Source organism: Pseudomonas sp. BS3782 TE3695 (assembly GCF_050435305.1).
Lineage (GTDB): Bacteria > Pseudomonadota > Gammaproteobacteria > Pseudomonadales > Pseudomonadaceae > Aquipseudomonas.
The window spans coordinates 342,754-359,040 of record NZ_JBNDKB010000001.1 but is presented as its reverse complement, the minus strand read 5'-3'; the positions used below and the strand labels follow the sequence as shown (position 1 = coordinate 359,040).

The 16,287-nt window shown below is 59.9% G+C and carries 13 protein-coding genes; 11 read left to right on the top strand and 2 right to left on the bottom strand.

Annotated features, from left to right (window positions below):
• Positions 1-179: 179 nt before the first annotated feature.
• Positions 180-2,399: a primosomal protein N' gene (locus ABH909_RS01560; protein WP_429429979.1), complete on the bottom strand. Its 2,220-nt coding sequence runs from the start codon at positions 2,397-2,399 to the stop codon at positions 180-182.
• Between the two features lie 302 nt (positions 2,400-2,701).
• Between ABH909_RS01560 and rpmE the strand changes: the two genes are divergently transcribed.
• The 3 genes from rpmE (at position 2,702) to ABH909_RS01545 (ending at position 5,198) form a co-directional block, all read left to right on the top strand.
• Positions 2,702-2,932 (top strand): 50S ribosomal protein L31, encoded by a 231-nt coding sequence (rpmE, locus tag ABH909_RS01555; RefSeq protein WP_007899231.1) that lies wholly within the window; start codon positions 2,702-2,704, stop codon positions 2,930-2,932.
• A gap of 25 nt (positions 2,933-2,957) precedes the next feature.
• Complete coding sequence (locus ABH909_RS01550; RefSeq protein WP_429439718.1) at positions 2,958-3,746, top strand: thermonuclease family protein; 789 nt, start codon at positions 2,958-2,960, stop codon at positions 3,744-3,746.
• A 183-nt stretch (positions 3,747-3,929) separates the two neighbouring features.
• Positions 3,930-5,198, top strand: coding sequence for a malic enzyme-like NAD(P)-binding protein (locus tag ABH909_RS01545; protein WP_007899225.1), 1,269 nt, complete (start codon positions 3,930-3,932; stop codon positions 5,196-5,198).
• A 147-nt stretch (positions 5,199-5,345) separates the two neighbouring features.
• Here the strand turns inward: ABH909_RS01545 and ABH909_RS01540 are convergent, their stop codons facing one another.
• A complete protein-coding gene (locus ABH909_RS01540) occupies positions 5,346-7,790 on the bottom strand; it encodes a penicillin-binding protein 1A (RefSeq protein WP_429439715.1) in 2,445 nt (814 codons plus the stop codon).
• A gap of 220 nt (positions 7,791-8,010) precedes the next feature.
• On the opposite strand from ABH909_RS01540, the gene ABH909_RS01535 reads away from it, so the two are divergent.
• From ABH909_RS01535 to ABH909_RS01500, 8 genes are all read left to right on the top strand, one after another.
• Entirely contained in the window at positions 8,011-9,075 is a 1,065-nt protein-coding gene (locus tag ABH909_RS01535; RefSeq protein ID WP_429429977.1) for a pilus assembly protein PilM, read from the top strand.
• Positions 9,075-9,641: a PilN domain-containing protein gene (locus ABH909_RS01530; protein ID WP_429429975.1), complete on the top strand. Its 567-nt coding sequence runs from the start codon at positions 9,075-9,077 to the stop codon at positions 9,639-9,641. The genes ABH909_RS01535 and ABH909_RS01530 overlap by 1 nt, the downstream gene beginning before the upstream one ends.
• Positions 9,638-10,261, top strand: coding sequence for a type 4a pilus biogenesis protein PilO (gene pilO, locus ABH909_RS01525; protein ID WP_429429973.1), 624 nt, complete (start codon positions 9,638-9,640; stop codon positions 10,259-10,261). Before ABH909_RS01530 ends, pilO begins: the two co-directional genes overlap by 4 nt.
• On the top strand, positions 10,258-10,785 hold the full coding sequence (locus ABH909_RS01520; protein WP_429429971.1) for a pilus assembly protein PilP: 528 nt from the start codon (positions 10,258-10,260) through the stop codon (positions 10,783-10,785). Before pilO ends, ABH909_RS01520 begins: the two co-directional genes overlap by 4 nt.
• A 13-nt stretch (positions 10,786-10,798) precedes the next feature.
• Positions 10,799-12,874 carry a type IV pilus secretin PilQ gene (pilQ, locus tag ABH909_RS01515; protein ID WP_429429969.1) on the top strand — a complete coding sequence of 692 codons (2,076 nt, stop codon included), beginning with the start codon at positions 10,799-10,801 and terminating at the stop codon, positions 12,872-12,874.
• A gap of 4 nt (positions 12,875-12,878) precedes the next feature.
• Entirely contained in the window at positions 12,879-13,397 is a 519-nt protein-coding gene (gene aroK / locus ABH909_RS01510; protein ID WP_032830073.1) for a shikimate kinase AroK, read from the top strand.
• 150 nt (positions 13,398-13,547) lie between these two features.
• Positions 13,548-14,648 (top strand): 3-dehydroquinate synthase, encoded by a 1,101-nt coding sequence (gene aroB, locus ABH909_RS01505; RefSeq protein WP_429429967.1) that lies wholly within the window; start codon positions 13,548-13,550, stop codon positions 14,646-14,648.
• Between the two features lie 10 nt (positions 14,649-14,658).
• A complete protein-coding gene (locus tag ABH909_RS01500) occupies positions 14,659-16,245 on the top strand; it encodes an SPOR domain-containing protein (protein WP_429429965.1) in 1,587 nt (528 codons plus the stop codon).
• Positions 16,246-16,287 lie beyond the last annotated feature (42 nt).

Below are 16,287 nucleotides of genomic sequence, written 5' to 3'. Positions count from 1 at the left end.
TGGTGGAAAAACTGGGCATTATCCGTTGCGAAGACGGGCTTGCCAACTATAGCGGGCAGGTTATGGATATGTGGTGGCTATTAGAGCCTCTTCGCGAGCAAGCCCGCTCCCACATTTGATTTGTGTACGCCGCAAATCCCCTGTGGGAGCGGGCTTGCTCGCGAAGACGATCTCTAAAATCAATACAAATCCACAGGATCGACATCCAAGGACCAGCGCACCGCCCGCCCACTCGGCATCTGCTCCAACACCAGCAACCAACTGCTCAGCAATCGATGCAGCGGCGCCCGGGCCGTGGCTTGCAGCAACAACTGTGCACGGTATCGCCCGGCCCGGCGCTCCATCGGCGCCGGCACCGGCCCCAGCAACTCGATCCCGGTCAGATTCTGCTCGACCAGCAAGCGCTCGGCCTCGCTGCACGCCTCATCGAGGAAGCCTTCGGCCTGCCCCGGTTTATGTGCTTCGGCCCGCAGCAGCGCGAGATGCGCAAACGGCGGAAGCCCTGCGCAGCGGCGTTCGCTCAATGCCTGTTCGGCAAAGGCGAAATAGCCCTGTTCGGTCAGTTGCACCAGCAGTGGATGGTCTGCCAGGTGCGTCTGAATGATCACTTTGCCCGGCTCCTCGGCCCGCCCCGCGCGCCCGGCGACCTGGACGATCAACTGCGCCATGCGTTCGCTGGCGCGGAAATCGCCGGAGAACAGTCCGCCGTCGGCGTCCAGAATCGACACCAGGGTCACCCGTGGAAAATGGTGCCCTTTGGCAAGCATCTGTGTGCCGACCAGAATGCACGGCTGGCCTTTTTGGATGGTGGCGAACAGTTGATTCATCGCGTCTTTGCGTGAAGTGCTGTCGCGGTCGACCCGCAGCACCGGGACGTCGGGAAACAGAATCCCCAGGCGTTCTTCGGCGCGCTCGGTACCGGCACCCACAGGCCGCAAATCGACCTTGCCGCACTTCGGGCAATGACGGGGCACCCGTTCGACGTAGCCACAATGGTGGCAACGCAGTTCGCCGGAACGCTGGTGTACGGTCATTCGCGCGTCGCAGCGCTGGCATTCAGACATCCAGCCGCAGTCGTGGCAGAGCAGCGTCGGGGCGAACCCTCGGCGGTTGAGGAACACCAGCACCTGCTGGCCGGCGGCCAGGGTTTGACCGATGGCTTGCTGCATCGGCCCGGAAATGCCGCTGTCCAGCGGACGACTTTTCACGTCCAGGCGCAGAAAGCGCGGTTGCTTGGCGCCACCGGCCCGCTCATTCAGGCGTAGGAGGCCGTAACGACCGGTGTAGGCGTTTTGCAGGCTTTCCAGCGAGGGTGTAGCGGATCCGAGGACAATCGGGATGTTTTCCTGCCGGGCGCGGACCAGTGCCAGGTCTCGGGCGTGGTAGCGCAGGCCTTCCTGCTGTTTATAAGAGCCGTCGTGCTCTTCATCAATGATGATCAGGCCGGGGTTCTTCATCGGCGTGAACAGCGCCGAACGGGTACCGATAATAATGTCGGCCTCGCCATCGCGCGCCGCCAGCCAGGCTTCCAGGCGTTCGCGGTCATTGACTGCGGAGTGGATCAGCGCAATGCGCGCATTGAAGCGCTGCTCGAAACGCGCCAGGGTTTGCGGGCCGAGGTTGATCTCCGGGATCAGCACCAGGGCTTGCTTGCCGGCCTCAAGGGTTTCGCGGATCAGTTGCAAATAGACTTCGGTCTTGCCGCTGCCGGTGACGCCGGCCAGCAGGAATGCGTGATAGCTGTCGAACCCGGCGCGAATCGCTTCATATGCGGCGCGCTGCTCGGGGTTGAGCGGCAATTCCGGTTGTGCCAGCCAGTGTTCGTGGCGGGCGCCGGGGGCGTGCTTGCGGATTTCGACTTGCACCAGATCCTTGGCCAGCAACAGATCGAGGCTGTCCTTGCTCAGCATCAGTTTGCTCAGCAACTGATGAGCGACGCCATGGGGATGCTGGGCCAGGGTTGCCAGGGCTTCACGCTGGCGGGGCGCGCGGGCGATGCGCGGATCATCGAGGCTGGCGCCGGGTGCGGCAGACCAGAAGCGTTCCTGGCGTGCTTCGGCCAGTTCGCCTTGTCGCAACAGTACTGGCAGTGCCCAGCTCAATGTGTCGCCGAGGCTGTGCTGGTAATACTGAGAAGTCCACAGGCACAGCTTGAACAGCGCGGGCGGCAGCGGCGGAATGGTATCGAGCAGCGCCAGGGCCGGCTTGAGTTTGTCTGCCGGCACTTCGCTGGTGTCGGTGACCTCCACCAGAATCCCGATCATCTCGCGCCGACCGAACGGCACCCGCAAGCGCATGCCCGGGTGCAGCTGGGCGCGCAGGACTCCGGCCGGCGCGCGGTAGTCGAACAGGCGACGCAGGGGAGAAGGCAGGGCGAGGCGCAGAATAGCGTTGGGCACGCGGGGGGATCTCTCTGGGCGGGCAGTAAGAAAGGCTGAGCGCAATTCCTGTGGGAGCGGGCTTGCCCGCGAAGAGGCCTATGCAGTCGGCATCTTCATTGGCTGTCAGGACGCTTTCGCGGGCAAGCCCGCTCCCACAGGTTTGCGTGCAGATGATCAGCATTTGGGGCGCGAGCCTAGCAGACGGTCGGTGTAAGGGACAGCTTGCGTGATTGCAAAGGTCTGGTAGAATCCGCGGCCTAATTACGTGCGGTATTCAACAATGGTGTTGAGTGGCGGCACGCTAGCCTGAGGAATACACCATGAAAGCCGATATCCATCCAACATACGAAATCACCGCAGTTACCTGCAGCTGTGGCAACAAGTTCGAAACTCGTTCGAACCTGGCCAAGCCTCTGGCGATCGACGTATGCAACGAGTGCCACCCGTTCTACACCGGTAAGCAGAAGACTCTGGATACTGGCGGTCGTGTACAGCGCTTCGCAGACCGTTTCGGCGCTTTCGGCAAGAAAGCTCCTGCTGCTGCAGAGTAAGGTCGAAAGCCCCGTGGGCTTTTCCTTGCTGATGAAAAAGGCGTCCCTCGCGGGCGCCTTTTTTGTGTCCGCGATTTGGCTTTCCGGTGCCCAGGCCTTTTGCCCGGCGCCGAGCGGGCTGACGCCGGTCGCGGTGCAACGGGTGGTGGATGGCGACACCTTGCGTCTGAGCGATGGCCGCAGTGTGCGCATGATCGGATTGAATACGCCGGAACTGGGCAAGCAGGGTCGCTCCGACGAACCGTTTGCCGTGGCCGCGCGCAAACGCCTTGAGGCTCTGGTGGCCGCCAGCGACGGGCGGGTCGGTTTGTTGCCGGGTAAGGAAAGCAAGGACCATTACGGCCGCACCCTGGCTCATGTCTACAATGTCGATGGGGCCAACCTCGAAGCGCAGATGCTCGCCGAGGGTCTCGGTTTTCAGGTAGCGGTGGCACCGAACGTCGATTTGGTTGCCTGCCAGCAAGCGGCTGAACGCAGTGCTCGTCGGGCCGGTCTCGGGCTGTGGCGACAATCACCTGTACTGAAAGCGGAGCAGATCAGCGCGTCCGGTTTCGCCATGTTCAGTGGTCGTGTGAGCAAAGTTCAGCGCAATCGCGGCGGGGTTTGGATTGAGTTGCAGGATTCGGTTGTATTGCGGGTTGCACCCAATCTACTGGACCAATTCGATGTCGCATCGCTTGAAAAGCTCAAAGGCAAGCAAATCGAGGCTCGTGGCTGGGTGGTGGATCGTTCGCGCCGTGGTGGGTTGCAACCGGGGCAGGCGCGCTGGCTTCTGCCGCTGACCGATCGGGCGATGTTGCAGGCTGCACCCTAAGAAAAAATTGTAGACATTTTAAAGGTTGATTGTGAACAGTCTATCCCTTGTGTTCCGTGGCTCTTGGCCCAAAGTCGTAGGGCCGGGCGCTTGACAGGGGTGACTGGTCAGTCTTGTGAGGACTTTGCGAGGCGAGTATCCTCGGCGGTCCGTCTGTCCAACAGTAAAAAGCGGAATGCCCTTATGTCTGATCTGAAAACTGCCGCTCTCGAATATCACGCCCATCCCCGTCCAGGGAAGCTGAGTGTCGAGCTCACCAAGGCCACCGCTACCGCCCGCGATCTGTCGCTGGCCTACAGCCCCGGCGTAGCCGAACCAGTACGCGAAATCGCCCGCGATCCTGAACTGGCCTACAAATACACCGGCAAGGGCAACCTGGTTGCAGTCATTTCCGATGGCACCGCGATTCTCGGCCTGGGTAACCTTGGCCCATTGGCTTCCAAGCCTGTTATGGAAGGTAAAGGCGTACTGTTCAAGCGCTTCGCCGGCATCGACGTGTTCGACATCGAAGTCGACTCCGAAAGCCCGCAAGCCTTCATCGACACCGTCAAGCGCATCTCCATTACCTTCGGTGGCATCAACCTGGAAGATATCAAGGCACCTGAGTGCTTTGAGATTGAACGCGCTCTGATCGAGCAGTGCGACATTCCGGTATTCCACGATGACCAGCACGGCACCGCAATCGTGACTGCGGCCGGCATGATCAACGCCCTGGAAATCGCTGGCAAAACCCTGGCTGACGCCAAGATCGTCTGCCTGGGTGCCGGTGCTGCCGCCATCTCCTGCATGAAATTGCTGGTAAGCATGGGCGCCAACATCGAAAACATCTACATGGTTGACCGTACCGGCGTGATCCACTCCGGCCGTGACGACCTGAACCAGTACAAGGCTGTGTTCGCTCACGCGACTGAAAAGCGCACCCTGGCTGATGCGCTGGAAGGCGCTGACGTGTTCGTTGGCTTGTCCGGCCCGAACCTGCTGAGCGCTGAAGGCCTGAAATCCATGGCGGCCAACCCGATCGTGTTCGCGTGCTCGAACCCGGATCCGGAAATCTCCCCGGAACTGGCTCACGCCACCCGTAACGACGTGATCATGGCCACCGGCCGTTCGGACTACCCGAACCAGGTCAACAACGTACTGGGCTTCCCGTTCATCTTCCGTGGTGCCCTGGACGTTCGCGCCAAGCGCATCAACGAAGAAATGAAAGTGGCTGCCGCCAACGCCCTGCGTGAACTGGCCAAGTTGCCAGTGCCTCAGGAAGTGTGCGACGCCTACGGCGGCATCAAACTGGAATTCGGTCGTGAGTACATCATTCCGAAACCAATGGATGCCCGTCTGATCACCCTGATCTCCGATGCCGTGGCCAAAGCCGCGATCGAGACCGGTGTGGCGACCCTGCCGTATCCGAAGAACTACCCGCTGAAAAGCGTGGATGACGTGTTCAACGGATAAAAGCAGCCGCCCATAAAAAAACCCAGCCAAGTGCTGGGTTTTTTTATGGGGCTCAAGCGGCAAGCTACAAGCTGCAAGTTAAAAGCGAAGGGTGTTCTGCTTTTGCTTCTTCTTGTGGCTTGCAGCTTGAAGCTCGCAGCTGCTTCTCTAGAACAAATCGATCGGCGCTGCCTCATCGGCTGGCAGCGGGCTGCCCGGCACAATGCCGTTGCTCAGCTCGTTAACCGACGGTGGCGTGTCTTCGGCCTTGAACAGTTCGAAATAGGCGCCTGGCGTACTTGGCGTGGCCGCGCGGCCGCTGATCGGATCGACGCGCAGGCTGAGAATGCCTTCGGGTTCCGCTTGGGTGTGGGGCGGTTTGTCTTTGAGGGCTGCGGCCATGTAGTTCATCCAGATCGGCAAGGCAACGGTGCCGCCGAACTCGCGTTTGCCCAGGCTTTCCGGTTGGTCGAAGCCGGTCCAGACGGTGGTCACGTAATCGGCGTTGTAGCCGGAGAACCAGGCGTCCTTGGATTCGTTGGTGGTACCGGTCTTGCCCGCGATGTCGCTGCGACCCAACGCCAGCGCACGGCGGCCGGTGCCGAGTTTGATCACATCCTCAAGCATGCTGTTGAGGATGTAAGTAGTGCGCCCGTCGATGATGCGCTCGGCCACGGCCGGCGTTTGTGGCATTGGCTGGGCGCTCGGTGCTTCGCCTGGTGTAGCGTTGACCGTGAAGGTGTCAGAGGCCGGCATGGCGATGCCATCGCTGGCTACGACGCCTTTCGGAACGCTCGGCGGGTTGGCAACGAATAGCGTGTCGCCGTTGCGGCTTTCGATCTTTTCGATGATGTACGGGGTGATCTTGTAGCCACCATTGGCGAAGGTGGCCCAACCAGTGGCGATTTCCATTGGCGTCAGGGTCGCGGTACCCAAAGCCAGGGACAGGTTGCGCGGCAGGTCCTGTTTGTTGAAGCCGAACTTGCTGATGTAGTCGATGGTGCGGTCGACACCCAGCGCTTGCAGCAGGCGGATCGATACCAGGTTGCGCGACTTGTAGAGCGCTTCACGCATGCGGATCGGGCCGAGGAAGGTGTTGGTGTCGTTCTTCGGCCGCCAGACTTTGTCCAGGTACTCGTCGACGAACACGATCGGTGCGTCGTTCACCAGGCTGGCGGCGGTATAGCCGTTGTCCAGGGCGGCGCTGTAGACGAACGGCTTGAAGCTCGACCCCGGCTGACGCTTGGCCTGCATGGCGCGGTTGTAATTGCTCTGCTCGAAGGCGAAACCGCCGACCAGCGAACGAATGGCACCGTTCTGCGGGTCGAGGGAAACCAGCGCGCCTTGAGCCTGCGGAATCTGGCTGAATTTGAGCGAACCGTCTGGCTGACGCTGCACGCGAATCAGATCACCGACCTGTGCGACATCCGACGGTTGCTTCGGATTGGCGCCCATGCTGTTGGTGTTCAGGAACGGACGAGCCCACTTCATGGTGTCCCAGGCGACGTGCTCTTCGCCGGTACCCGTGCGGGTCAACACCTGCACGCCGTTCTTGTCGACCTGGGTCACGATTGCCGGTTCCAGGCCGCTGATGATTCGCTGTTTGGTCAACTCCTGAGCCCAGGCCTCTCGGGTTTTACCCGGCAGGCGTGATTCGGGGCCGCGATAACCGTGTCGCTGGTCATAGGTCATCAAGCCTTCGTGAACCGCGGTATTGGCCATCTCCTGCAAATTGCTCGGCACCGTGGTGGTAACACGGAAACCTTCGGTATACGCATCGCTGCCATAACGGCCGACCATTTCGGCCCGGGCCATTTCGGCGACGTATGGCGCGTTCACTTCCGGGGTCGGCACATGGTAGCTGGCGTTCAGCGGCTCATTGATCGCAGTGGTGTAGTCGGCTTCGGTAATTTTGCCGAGCTTGTACATGCGCCCCAGGATCCAGTCGCGACGTTCTTTGCTGCGGGTTGGGTTGGCCAACGGGTTGAAGCGCGACGGAGCTTTTGGCAGGCCGGCGATCATCGCCATCTGCGCCAGGCTCACGTCACGAATCGACTTGCCGTAATAAACCTGCGCCGCGGCTTCGATGCCGTAGGCGCGGTTGCCCAGGTAGATCTTGTTGACGTACAGCTCGAGGATCTCGTCCTTGGTCAACTGTCGTTCGATCTGCAGGGCCAGGAGGATTTCGGTGGTTTTGCGCGAGAAGCTGCGTTCGCTGGTCAGGAAGAAGTTCTTCGCTACCTGCATGGTGATGGTGCTGCCGCCGGACTGAATATGTCCGCTCTTTACCAACTGGGTGGCGGCACGCATCAGGCTGCTGGGATCGACGCCGTAGTGGTTGGCGAAATTGTCGTCTTCAGCACTTAGTAACGCATTAATGAAATTGGGGGGAATGTCGGCGAAACGGATTGGCGTGCGGCGCATTTCGCCAAATTCTGCGATCAACTTGTTGTCGCTGCTGTACACCCGCAAAGGAATCTGCAACTGAATGCTTCTCAGCGCCTCCACGGATGGCAATCCAGGGCTAAGGTAAAGAAAAGCGCCGCTCAGACCCAGGAGCAGTCCGCAGAAAACGGCGACGATGGACCAACCGAAAAATTTCAGCAGACGAATCAAGGCTTTTGGATATCCAGGGTAAAGAATGAATTAGGCATCAGGGGTTCAGGCTATACACAGAATGACCCGCGCTTGCAGTGAAAGCGGAAAAAACGCTCAGCATTATAAGCATTTTTCCGTCGGGGAGCGTCATTTGCGCTTCTGTCAAGACGGAGGGTATTGAACGCAATGGATATTACAGAGTCCGTAACTCACGGATAGTCATAGGGAATTGGTAGTGCTAGGACTCTTCAATAAAAAAGCCAATACGCTTCTGGGGATCGACATCAGCTCTACGTCGGTGAAGCTACTGGAGCTCAGTCGTCAAGGCGACCGGTATCGGGTCGAGGCCTATGCGGTCGAGCCGCTGCCTGCCAGCGCCGTGGTCGAGAAAAATATCGCCGAGCTCGAAGGGGTGGGGCAGGCGCTTGCGCGGGTGCTATCCAAGGCCAAGACCAGCCTCAGGAACGTGGCCGTCGCTGTGGCCGGTTCAGCGGTCATCACCAAGACCATCGAGATGGACGCCGGTCTTTCCGACGACGAGATGGAAAACCAGCTGAAGATCGAGGCCGATCAGTACATCCCTTATCCTTTGGATGAAGTGGCGATCGATTTCGAAGTGCAAGGCGTGTCGGCGCGCAACCCCGAGCGGGTCAATGTGCTGCTGGCGGCGTGTCGCAAGGAAAACGTCGAGGTCCGTGAAGCGGCCCTGGCTCTGGCCGGGCTGACCGCGCGCGTGGTCGACGTCGAAGCCTATGCCCTGGAGCGATCGTTCGGCCTGCTGGCAACCCAGTTGGCCGCCTCTCAGGAGCACCTGACCGTGGCGGTGGTCGATATCGGGGCCACCATGACCACCCTGAGCGTGTTGCACAACGGGCGGATCATCTACACCCGCGAGCAATTGTTCGGCGGGCGTCAACTGACAGAAGAGATCCAGCGCCGTTATGGCCTGACGGTCGAACAGGCGGGGTTGGCAAAGAAGCAGGGCGGTTTGCCGGACGATTACGTCAGCGAGGTCTTGCAGCCGTTTCGTGATGCGTTGGTGCAACAGGTGTCGCGTTCATTGCAGTTTTTCTTTGCCTCTGGCCAGTACAACTCGGTCGATCACATCCTCCTGGCTGGCGGTACCGCCTCGGTCCCCGGGCTGGAGCGATTGATCGAGCAGCGACTAAGCACGCCGACCCAGGTCGCCAACCCCTTCTCCAACATGACCCTGAGCAGCAAGGTTAACGCCGGTGCCCTGGCGAGCGATGCTCCGGCACTGATGATCGCTTGCGGGTTGGCCCTCAGGAGTTTCGACTGATGGCGCGGATCAATCTTTTACCCTGGCGTGAAGAGTTGCGCGAAGGGCGTCGCAAACGCTTTTTACTGGCGTTGGTCAGTGTGCTGTTGGGCTCGGTGGCAGCGCTGCTGATTGCGGATCAGGTCATCAACAGCGCCATTAACCGGCAAGTCGCCCGTAACGATTACATCGGCAAGCAGATTGCCGTGGTCGACGAGCGGATCAAACAGATCAGCGATCTGAAGGCCCGCCGACAGCAACTCGTCGAGCGCATGCGCATTATTCAGGACCTGCAAGGCAACCGGCCGATCAGCGGGAGGATTTTCGATCAATTGGCGCGTACCTTGCCGGACGGGGTTTATTTCACCGAAGTGAAAATGGTCGGCAAAACCGTGTCCATCACTGGCGCGGCGGAATCCAACAACCGGGTTTCGGATCTGATGCGCAATCTCGATGCCTCCGATTGGTTCGACGCGCCCAACCTCACGGAAGTCAAAGCGACCACCGCCGGTCAGCTGGATCAGGCCAATGTTTTTCAGTTGACCGTCCGTCAGACCCAGCCCGCGATTGTGGGGGGCGCCAAATGAAACCATCCGAATGGTTAGAAGGGTTACGCCAGATCGACATCAACGATCTGGACACCAACAACATGGGGTCCTGGCCACCGGCGATCAAGGTCCTGGCGAGTGTCCTGCTGATGGTCCTGGTGCTGACGCTGGGCTACAGCTTCTTGATCAGTGACCTGCAAAATCACCTGGAACTCAGGCGCGAGGAAGAGTCGACGCTCAGGGAGCAATTTGCGACCAAAGCTCATATGGCGGCGAATCTGGAGCTGTATACCCAGCAGATGAAGGAAATGGAAAACTCCTTCGGCATGCTTTTGCGGCAACTGCCCAGCGACACCGAAGTGCCCGGCCTGCTGGAGGATATCACCCGCACCGGCCTGGGCAGTGGCCTGGACTTCGAAGAAATCAAGCTGCTCCCGGAGGTCACCCAGCAGTTCTACATCGAACTCCCGATCCAGATCACCGTCACCGGCGCTTATCACGACCTGGCCACTTTTGTCAGTGGCGTGGCCGGGCTGCCACGGATCGTCACCCTGCATGACTTCGACCTGGCACCGGCCAATCCCGATGGCGGTCCGAAGTTGCGCATGAGCATCCTGGCCAAGACCTATCGCTACAACGACAAGGGGTTGCAGAAATGAGCCCGATTCGTTGCCTGTCGATGGTTATGTGCCTGGTCATCCTGGCCGGTTGTGGCGGCGACAATGATTTCAGCGACCTGGACGCCTACCTGAATGAAGTGCGCCTGCGTGCCCCCGGCAAAATCGAACCAACGCCGACATTCCGGTCTTACCCGACATTCACCTACAACGCTGCCAACCTGCGTAGCCCGTTCTCCAGGCAGGTCAGAGTCGATCTGGCCGGTCAGAAGCACGGCTCGCGTAACGTCAAACCCGACCCTGACCGGGTCAAGCAGTACCTCGAAGGTTTCAACATTGAACAGTTTGAAATGGTCGGCACCCTCTCCAATGCAACCGGCTCCTTTGCGCTGTTGCGCGGAGCAGGCGGCGTGCATCGGCTGAAAGTCGGCGATTACCTGGGGCGTAACGATGGGCGGATTGTCGCCATCAGCGGTTCGCAAGTCGACGTGGTCGAAATCGTTCCTGACGGCGAAGGTGCCTGGCTGGAACGGCCGCGGACCATCCCTTTGAAAGAGCACTCATAGTGGAACTCGAATAATGAACAGGATTTTCTCAACCTTCGGTATTTCGCTATGGATAGCGTTTCTGTCGCCGATGGTAATGGCGGCCAACCTCAAAGCGCTGGATGTCGCCGCGCTGCCCGGTGACCGTGTCGAGTTGAAGTTGTCGTTCGATGGGCCGCCACCGCAGCCCCATGGTTACACGACAGAGCAGCCTGCGCGGATTGCGCTGGACCTGCCGGGGGTCACCAGTCAGCTGGCGAACAAGAACCGGGATCTGGGCGGCGGCAATGCCCGCAGCGCCACGGTCGTCGAGGCCAAGGACCGTACGCGGCTGATCATCAGCCTGACTCAATTGACGCCATACAACACTCGCGTCGAAGGCAACAATGTGTTCGTGGTCGTCGGGCAAGGGGCCGCTGGCAAGGCGCCCAAACCGACCGCCAGTGCACCGCGCGCAGCCACTGCAACGCCGGCGCCCGCCAGGGTCAATGCGCCCGTGGGCAAAGCGATCCGGGGCGTGGATTTCCAGCGCGGCACCCAGGGTGAGGGCAACGTGGTCATCGATCTGTCGGATCCATCCATCGCCCCGGACATCCAGGAACGCGATGGCAAAATCATCGTCGCCTTCACCAAGACCCAACTGCCTGAACGGTTGCGAGTACGTCTCGACGTCAAGGATTTCGCCACGCCGGTGCAGTTCGTCAACGCCAGCGCCACGGGTGATCGGGCCATCATCAGTATCGAGCCCAGCGGTGCTTTCGATTATTCGACCTACCAGACCGATAATAAGCTGACCGTCAGCATCCGGCCGATGACTGTCGATGATCTGCAAAAGCGCAACGTAGAACGTTTTGCCTACACCGGCGAAAAACTCTCGCTGAATTTTCAGGACATCGATGTGCGATCGGTGCTGCAACTGATCGCCGATTTCACCAACCTCAATCTGGTGGCCAGCGACACGGTGCAGGGCGGCATCACGTTGCGCCTGCAGAACGTGCCATGGGATCAGGCGCTGGACCTGGTGCTAAAAACCAAAGGTCTGGATAAGCGCAAGATTGGTAACGTGCTGCTGGTGGCGCCGGCTGATGAGATCGCTGCCCGAGAGCGTCAGGAACTGGAATCACAGAAGCAGATCTCCGAACTGGCGCCTCTACGTCGCGAGCTATTACAGGTCAACTACGCCAAAGCCGCCGATATCGCCAAGCTGTTCCAGTCGGTGACCAGCGCCGAGGCGAAAATCGACGAGCGAGGGTCAATCACTGTCGATGAGCGAACCAACAACATCATTGCTTACCAGACCCAGGATCGACTCGACGAACTGCGTCGAATCGTTGCGCAACTGGATATTCCGGTGCGTCAGGTGATGATCGAGGCGCGTATCGTCGAGGCCAATGTCGATTACGACAAAAGCCTTGGCGTGCGCTGGGGCGGTTCGGTGCAGAAAGGTAACTGGAACACTTCGGGGGTCAATGGCTCTTCGACCACAATCGGTACGCCGGGCAGCACCAGTACCAATTCGCCGTTCGTCGATCTGGGAGCCTCTGCAAATACCTCGGGGATCGGCATCGCCTTCATTACCGACAATGTGCTGCTGGACCTTGAGCTTTCGGCCATGGAGAAAACCGGCAATGGGGAAATCGTCTCGCAGCCCAAGGTGGTCACGTCCGACAAGGAAACGGCGAAAATCCTCAAGGGCACCGAGATTCCCTATCAGGAAGCCAGTTCCAGCGGCGCCACCTCGGTGTCATTCAAGGAGGCTTCGCTGTCCTTGGAAGTGACCCCGCAGATCACGCCGGACAACCGAATCATCATGGAGGTCAAGGTCACCAAGGACGAACCGGATTACCTGAACAAAGTGCAGGATGTACCGCCGATCAAGAAAAACGAGGTTAACGCCAAGGTGTTGGTTAACGACGGCGAGACTATCGTCATCGGTGGGGTTTTCTCAAATACTCAGAGCAAGGTTGTAGATAAGGTGCCATTTCTCGGTGATGTGCCGTATCTTGGCCGCCTTTTCCGGCGTGACGTGGTTTCGGAGAAAAAATCCGAGCTGCTGGTATTTCTCACTCCGCGTATCATGAACAATCAGGCGATTGCTGTGAGTCATTGATTCTGTGCGAAATTTGATTCTTGTTGGACCGATGGGGGCTGGAAAAAGCACCATCGGCCGGTTGCTGGCCAAAGAGCTGCGCCTGCCATTCAAAGATTCCGATAAGGAAATTGAATTGCGCACGGGCGCCAATATCCCGTGGATTTTCGATAAGGAAGGCGAACCGGGCTTTCGTGACCGCGAGCAGGCGATGATCGCCGAGCTGTGCGCGTGCGACGGTGTGGTATTGGCGACCGGTGGCGGCGCAGTGATGCGCGAAGCCAATCGCCGGGCGTTGCATGCCGGTGGTCGGGTGGTCTATTTGCATGCATCGGTCGAGCAGCAGGTCGGCCGAACGGCTCGCGACCGCAATCGGCCATTGCTGCGCACCGCCGACCCGGCGAAAACCCTGCGGGATTTGCTGGCGATCCGTGATCCGCTGTATCGGGAAATCGCCGACCTGGTGGTTGAGACCGATGAGCGGCCACCGCGGATGGTGGTGCTCGACATCCTCGAACGCTTGCAGCAGCTACCGCCCCGTTAATGCGCGGCGCGAAATGCGCTATCCTCGACGTCCTGTCGCAGCCGCTCAAGGTTGTGGCGGCTGGCTACCGAGCGGCGTCACACCGGCAGACGCCATGGAATTCGTAAACTCAAGGCAGGATGCCTGATTCCATCTTCACTGTGGGGACACATGCAGACACTCAAGGTCGATCTAGGCGAGCGCAGCTACCCGATTCATATTGGCGAAGGTTTGTTGGATCAGCCTGAGCTGCTGGCCCCGCATATCCGCGGGCGGCAGGTGGCGATCATCTCCAACGAGACCGTGGCGCCGCTCTACCTCGAGCGTCTGACCCGCAGCCTCGCGCAATTCTCGGTGATTTCCGTGGTGCTGCCCGACGGCGAAGCCTTCAAGACCTGGGAAACTCTGCAACTGATCTTCGACGGCCTACTGACCGCACGGCACGATCGTCGTACCACGGTAATCGCCCTGGGGGGCGGCGTGATCGGCGACATGGCCGGTTTCGCGGCCGCCTGCTACCAGCGAGGCGTCGATTTCATCCAGATACCGACTACGTTGTTGTCGCAAGTCGACTCTTCGGTAGGCGGCAAGACAGGGATCAATCACCCGCTGGGCAAGAACATGGTCGGCGCCTTCTATCAGCCCAACGTGGTGCTGATCGATACCGCCACGCTCAATACTTTGCCGCCCCGCGAACTGTCTGCCGGATTGGCGGAAGTCATCAAATACGGGTTGATCTGCGACGAGCCATTCCTGACCTGGCTCGAAGAAAACGTCGATCGCCTGCGAGCGCTGGACCAGACTGCCCTGACTTACGCTATCGAACGCTCCTGCTCGGCCAAGGCTGCGGTGGTCGGTGCCGACGAAAAAGAGACGGGCGTACGCGCCACATTGAACCTGGGCCATACCTTCGGCCACGCGATCGAAACTCACATGGGCTATGGTGTCTGGCTTCATGGTGAAGCAGTCGCTGCTGGCACCGTAATGGCTTTGGAAATGTCCGCGCGCCTGGGCTGGATCAGCGAACAGGAGCGTGATCGCGGTATTCGCCTGTTCCAGCGAGCCGGCCTGCCGGTTGTCCCGCCGCAAGAGATGAGCGAAGCCGATTTTCTCGAGCACATGGCGATTGACAAGAAAGTGATCGACGGTCGTTTGCGCCTGGTGCTGCTGCGCCACATAGGCGAAGCAGTGGTGACCGACGATTATCCGAAAGAGATTTTACAGGCCACGCTGGGAGCGGATTACCGCGCCCTGGCTCAGCTTAAAGGTTAATAAGATCCCGATGACTAGTTTGCATGCCGACGAGGCTTTCCTCGGCCATTACCAGTTAAGTCATGACCCTTTCGCTCCACGGGTGCCTGGCTTCAAATTTTTCCCGGCCCAGCGCAAACCGGTGCTGGGGCAACTGCATCATCTGGCCCGTTACAGCCAGTTGCTGCTGGTGGTCACTGGCCCTCAAGGCAGCGGCAAAACCCTGTTGCGTCAGGCCCTGGTGGCCAGCACCAACAAACAGTCAGTGCAGAGCGTGGTGGTTTCCGCCCGTGGTGCCGGCGATGCGGCGGGTGTGCTGCATCAAGTGGCTCAGGCGCTGAATGTCGAACAGGCCGAAATCGGCGCCATCCTGGCCCAGGTGGTACAGCTTGCCCTCACGGGGCAGGAAGTCTATTTGCTGGTGGATGATGCCGAGCAACTCGACGAATCCGCGCTGGAAGCCTTGCTGGCTTTGGCCGCGGGTGCGCCGGAAGGTCGCCCGCACGTGTTCCTGTTCGGCGAGTCATCGCTGATTGCTCAACTTGACGCGCTGAGCCTTGAGGAAGAGCGTTTCCACGTCATCGAATTGCAGCCTTACACCGAAGAAGAAACCCGCGAATACCTGGATCAGCGTCTTGAAGGCGCTGGCCGGGGTATCGAACTTTTCACCGCGGATCAGATCTCTGATATTCACGAAAGCTCCGACGGTTGGCCTGGCAACATCAACCAGGTCGCCCGCGATGCAATGATCGAAGCCATGATTGCCAGCCGCTCAGCGGTGAAGCGTCCAAGTATGGGGTTCAACATGCCGAAGAAACACGTATTGGCGATTTCCGCCGTAGTCGTGGTCGCGGTAGCCGCCGCCTGGTTGATGCCGGGTCGCAGCAAAGCACCGACCACCGGCGCGCCTGCCAATGAACAGGCGCAACTGCCGCTGGGCCAGGGCACGCCACAACCTGACAGCAGTGGTGCTCCCGCCGTAGAGTTCGCCGGTAATTCACAACCGACGCCATTGCCGTTGGTCGGCAACTCGCAGCCGGTGATGCGTGGCCCGTTGGCCGAAGCGGCCGGTGGGATCACCGAAGGCGACGACGGCGTGCCGGTCGAAGGTTCCAGCGCTACACCGCCAACCGTGACCACCATTGCACCGCCTGCGGGCATCCAGCCGGGCCCGGCGCCAACACCTGCGGCCAAACCGGTTCCAGCGCCGACTCAGGTCGCGACCGCCAAGCCAGCGCCTGCACCTGTTGCCAAACCGGCTCCAGCGCCTGCCAAGCCAGTCGCCGCCGTCAAACCTGCCGAGAAGCCAGTCGCCGTGGCTAAAGCCGCCGGTGGCAGCTGGTACGCCGGCCAAGCGCCGGGTAACTACGTGGTGCAAATCCTTGGCACCAGCTCCGAATCGGCCGCGCAAAGCTTCGTCAAGGAGCAGGGCGGCGAGTACCGCTATTTCAAGAAAGTACTCAACGGCAAGCCGCTTTACGTCATCACCTACGGTAGTTTCGCCAACCGCGATGCAGCCGTTACCGCCATCAAGGCCTTGCCAGCGAAGGTTCAGGCTGGTAAACCTTGGCCTCGCACTGTCGCCAGCGTCCAACAGGAACTGGCAACAACTCGCTGAAGATTCGGCGGCCTTACCCAGGCCGCCTCTCCAAGCACCTCA

What these genes read in the sequence shown, in the direction of transcription:
- rpmE (WP_007899231.1), top strand. Translation starts at nt 2,702, where the DNA reads ATGAAAGCCGATATCCATCCAACATACGAAATCACCGCAGTTACCTGC.
- ABH909_RS01545 (WP_007899225.1), top strand. Translation starts at nt 3,930, where the DNA reads ATGTCTGATCTGAAAACTGCCGCTCTCGAATATCACGCCCATCCCCGT.
- ABH909_RS01530 (WP_429429975.1), top strand. Translation starts at nt 9,075, where the DNA reads ATGGCGCGGATCAATCTTTTACCCTGGCGTGAAGAGTTGCGCGAAGGG.
- pilO (WP_429429973.1), top strand. Translation starts at nt 9,638, where the DNA reads ATGAAACCATCCGAATGGTTAGAAGGGTTACGCCAGATCGACATCAAC.
- ABH909_RS01520 (WP_429429971.1), top strand. Translation starts at nt 10,258, where the DNA reads ATGAGCCCGATTCGTTGCCTGTCGATGGTTATGTGCCTGGTCATCCTG.
- pilQ (WP_429429969.1), top strand. Translation starts at nt 10,799, where the DNA reads ATGAACAGGATTTTCTCAACCTTCGGTATTTCGCTATGGATAGCGTTT.
- aroB (WP_429429967.1), top strand. Translation starts at nt 13,548, where the DNA reads ATGCAGACACTCAAGGTCGATCTAGGCGAGCGCAGCTACCCGATTCAT.
- ABH909_RS01500 (WP_429429965.1), top strand. Translation starts at nt 14,659, where the DNA reads ATGACTAGTTTGCATGCCGACGAGGCTTTCCTCGGCCATTACCAGTTA.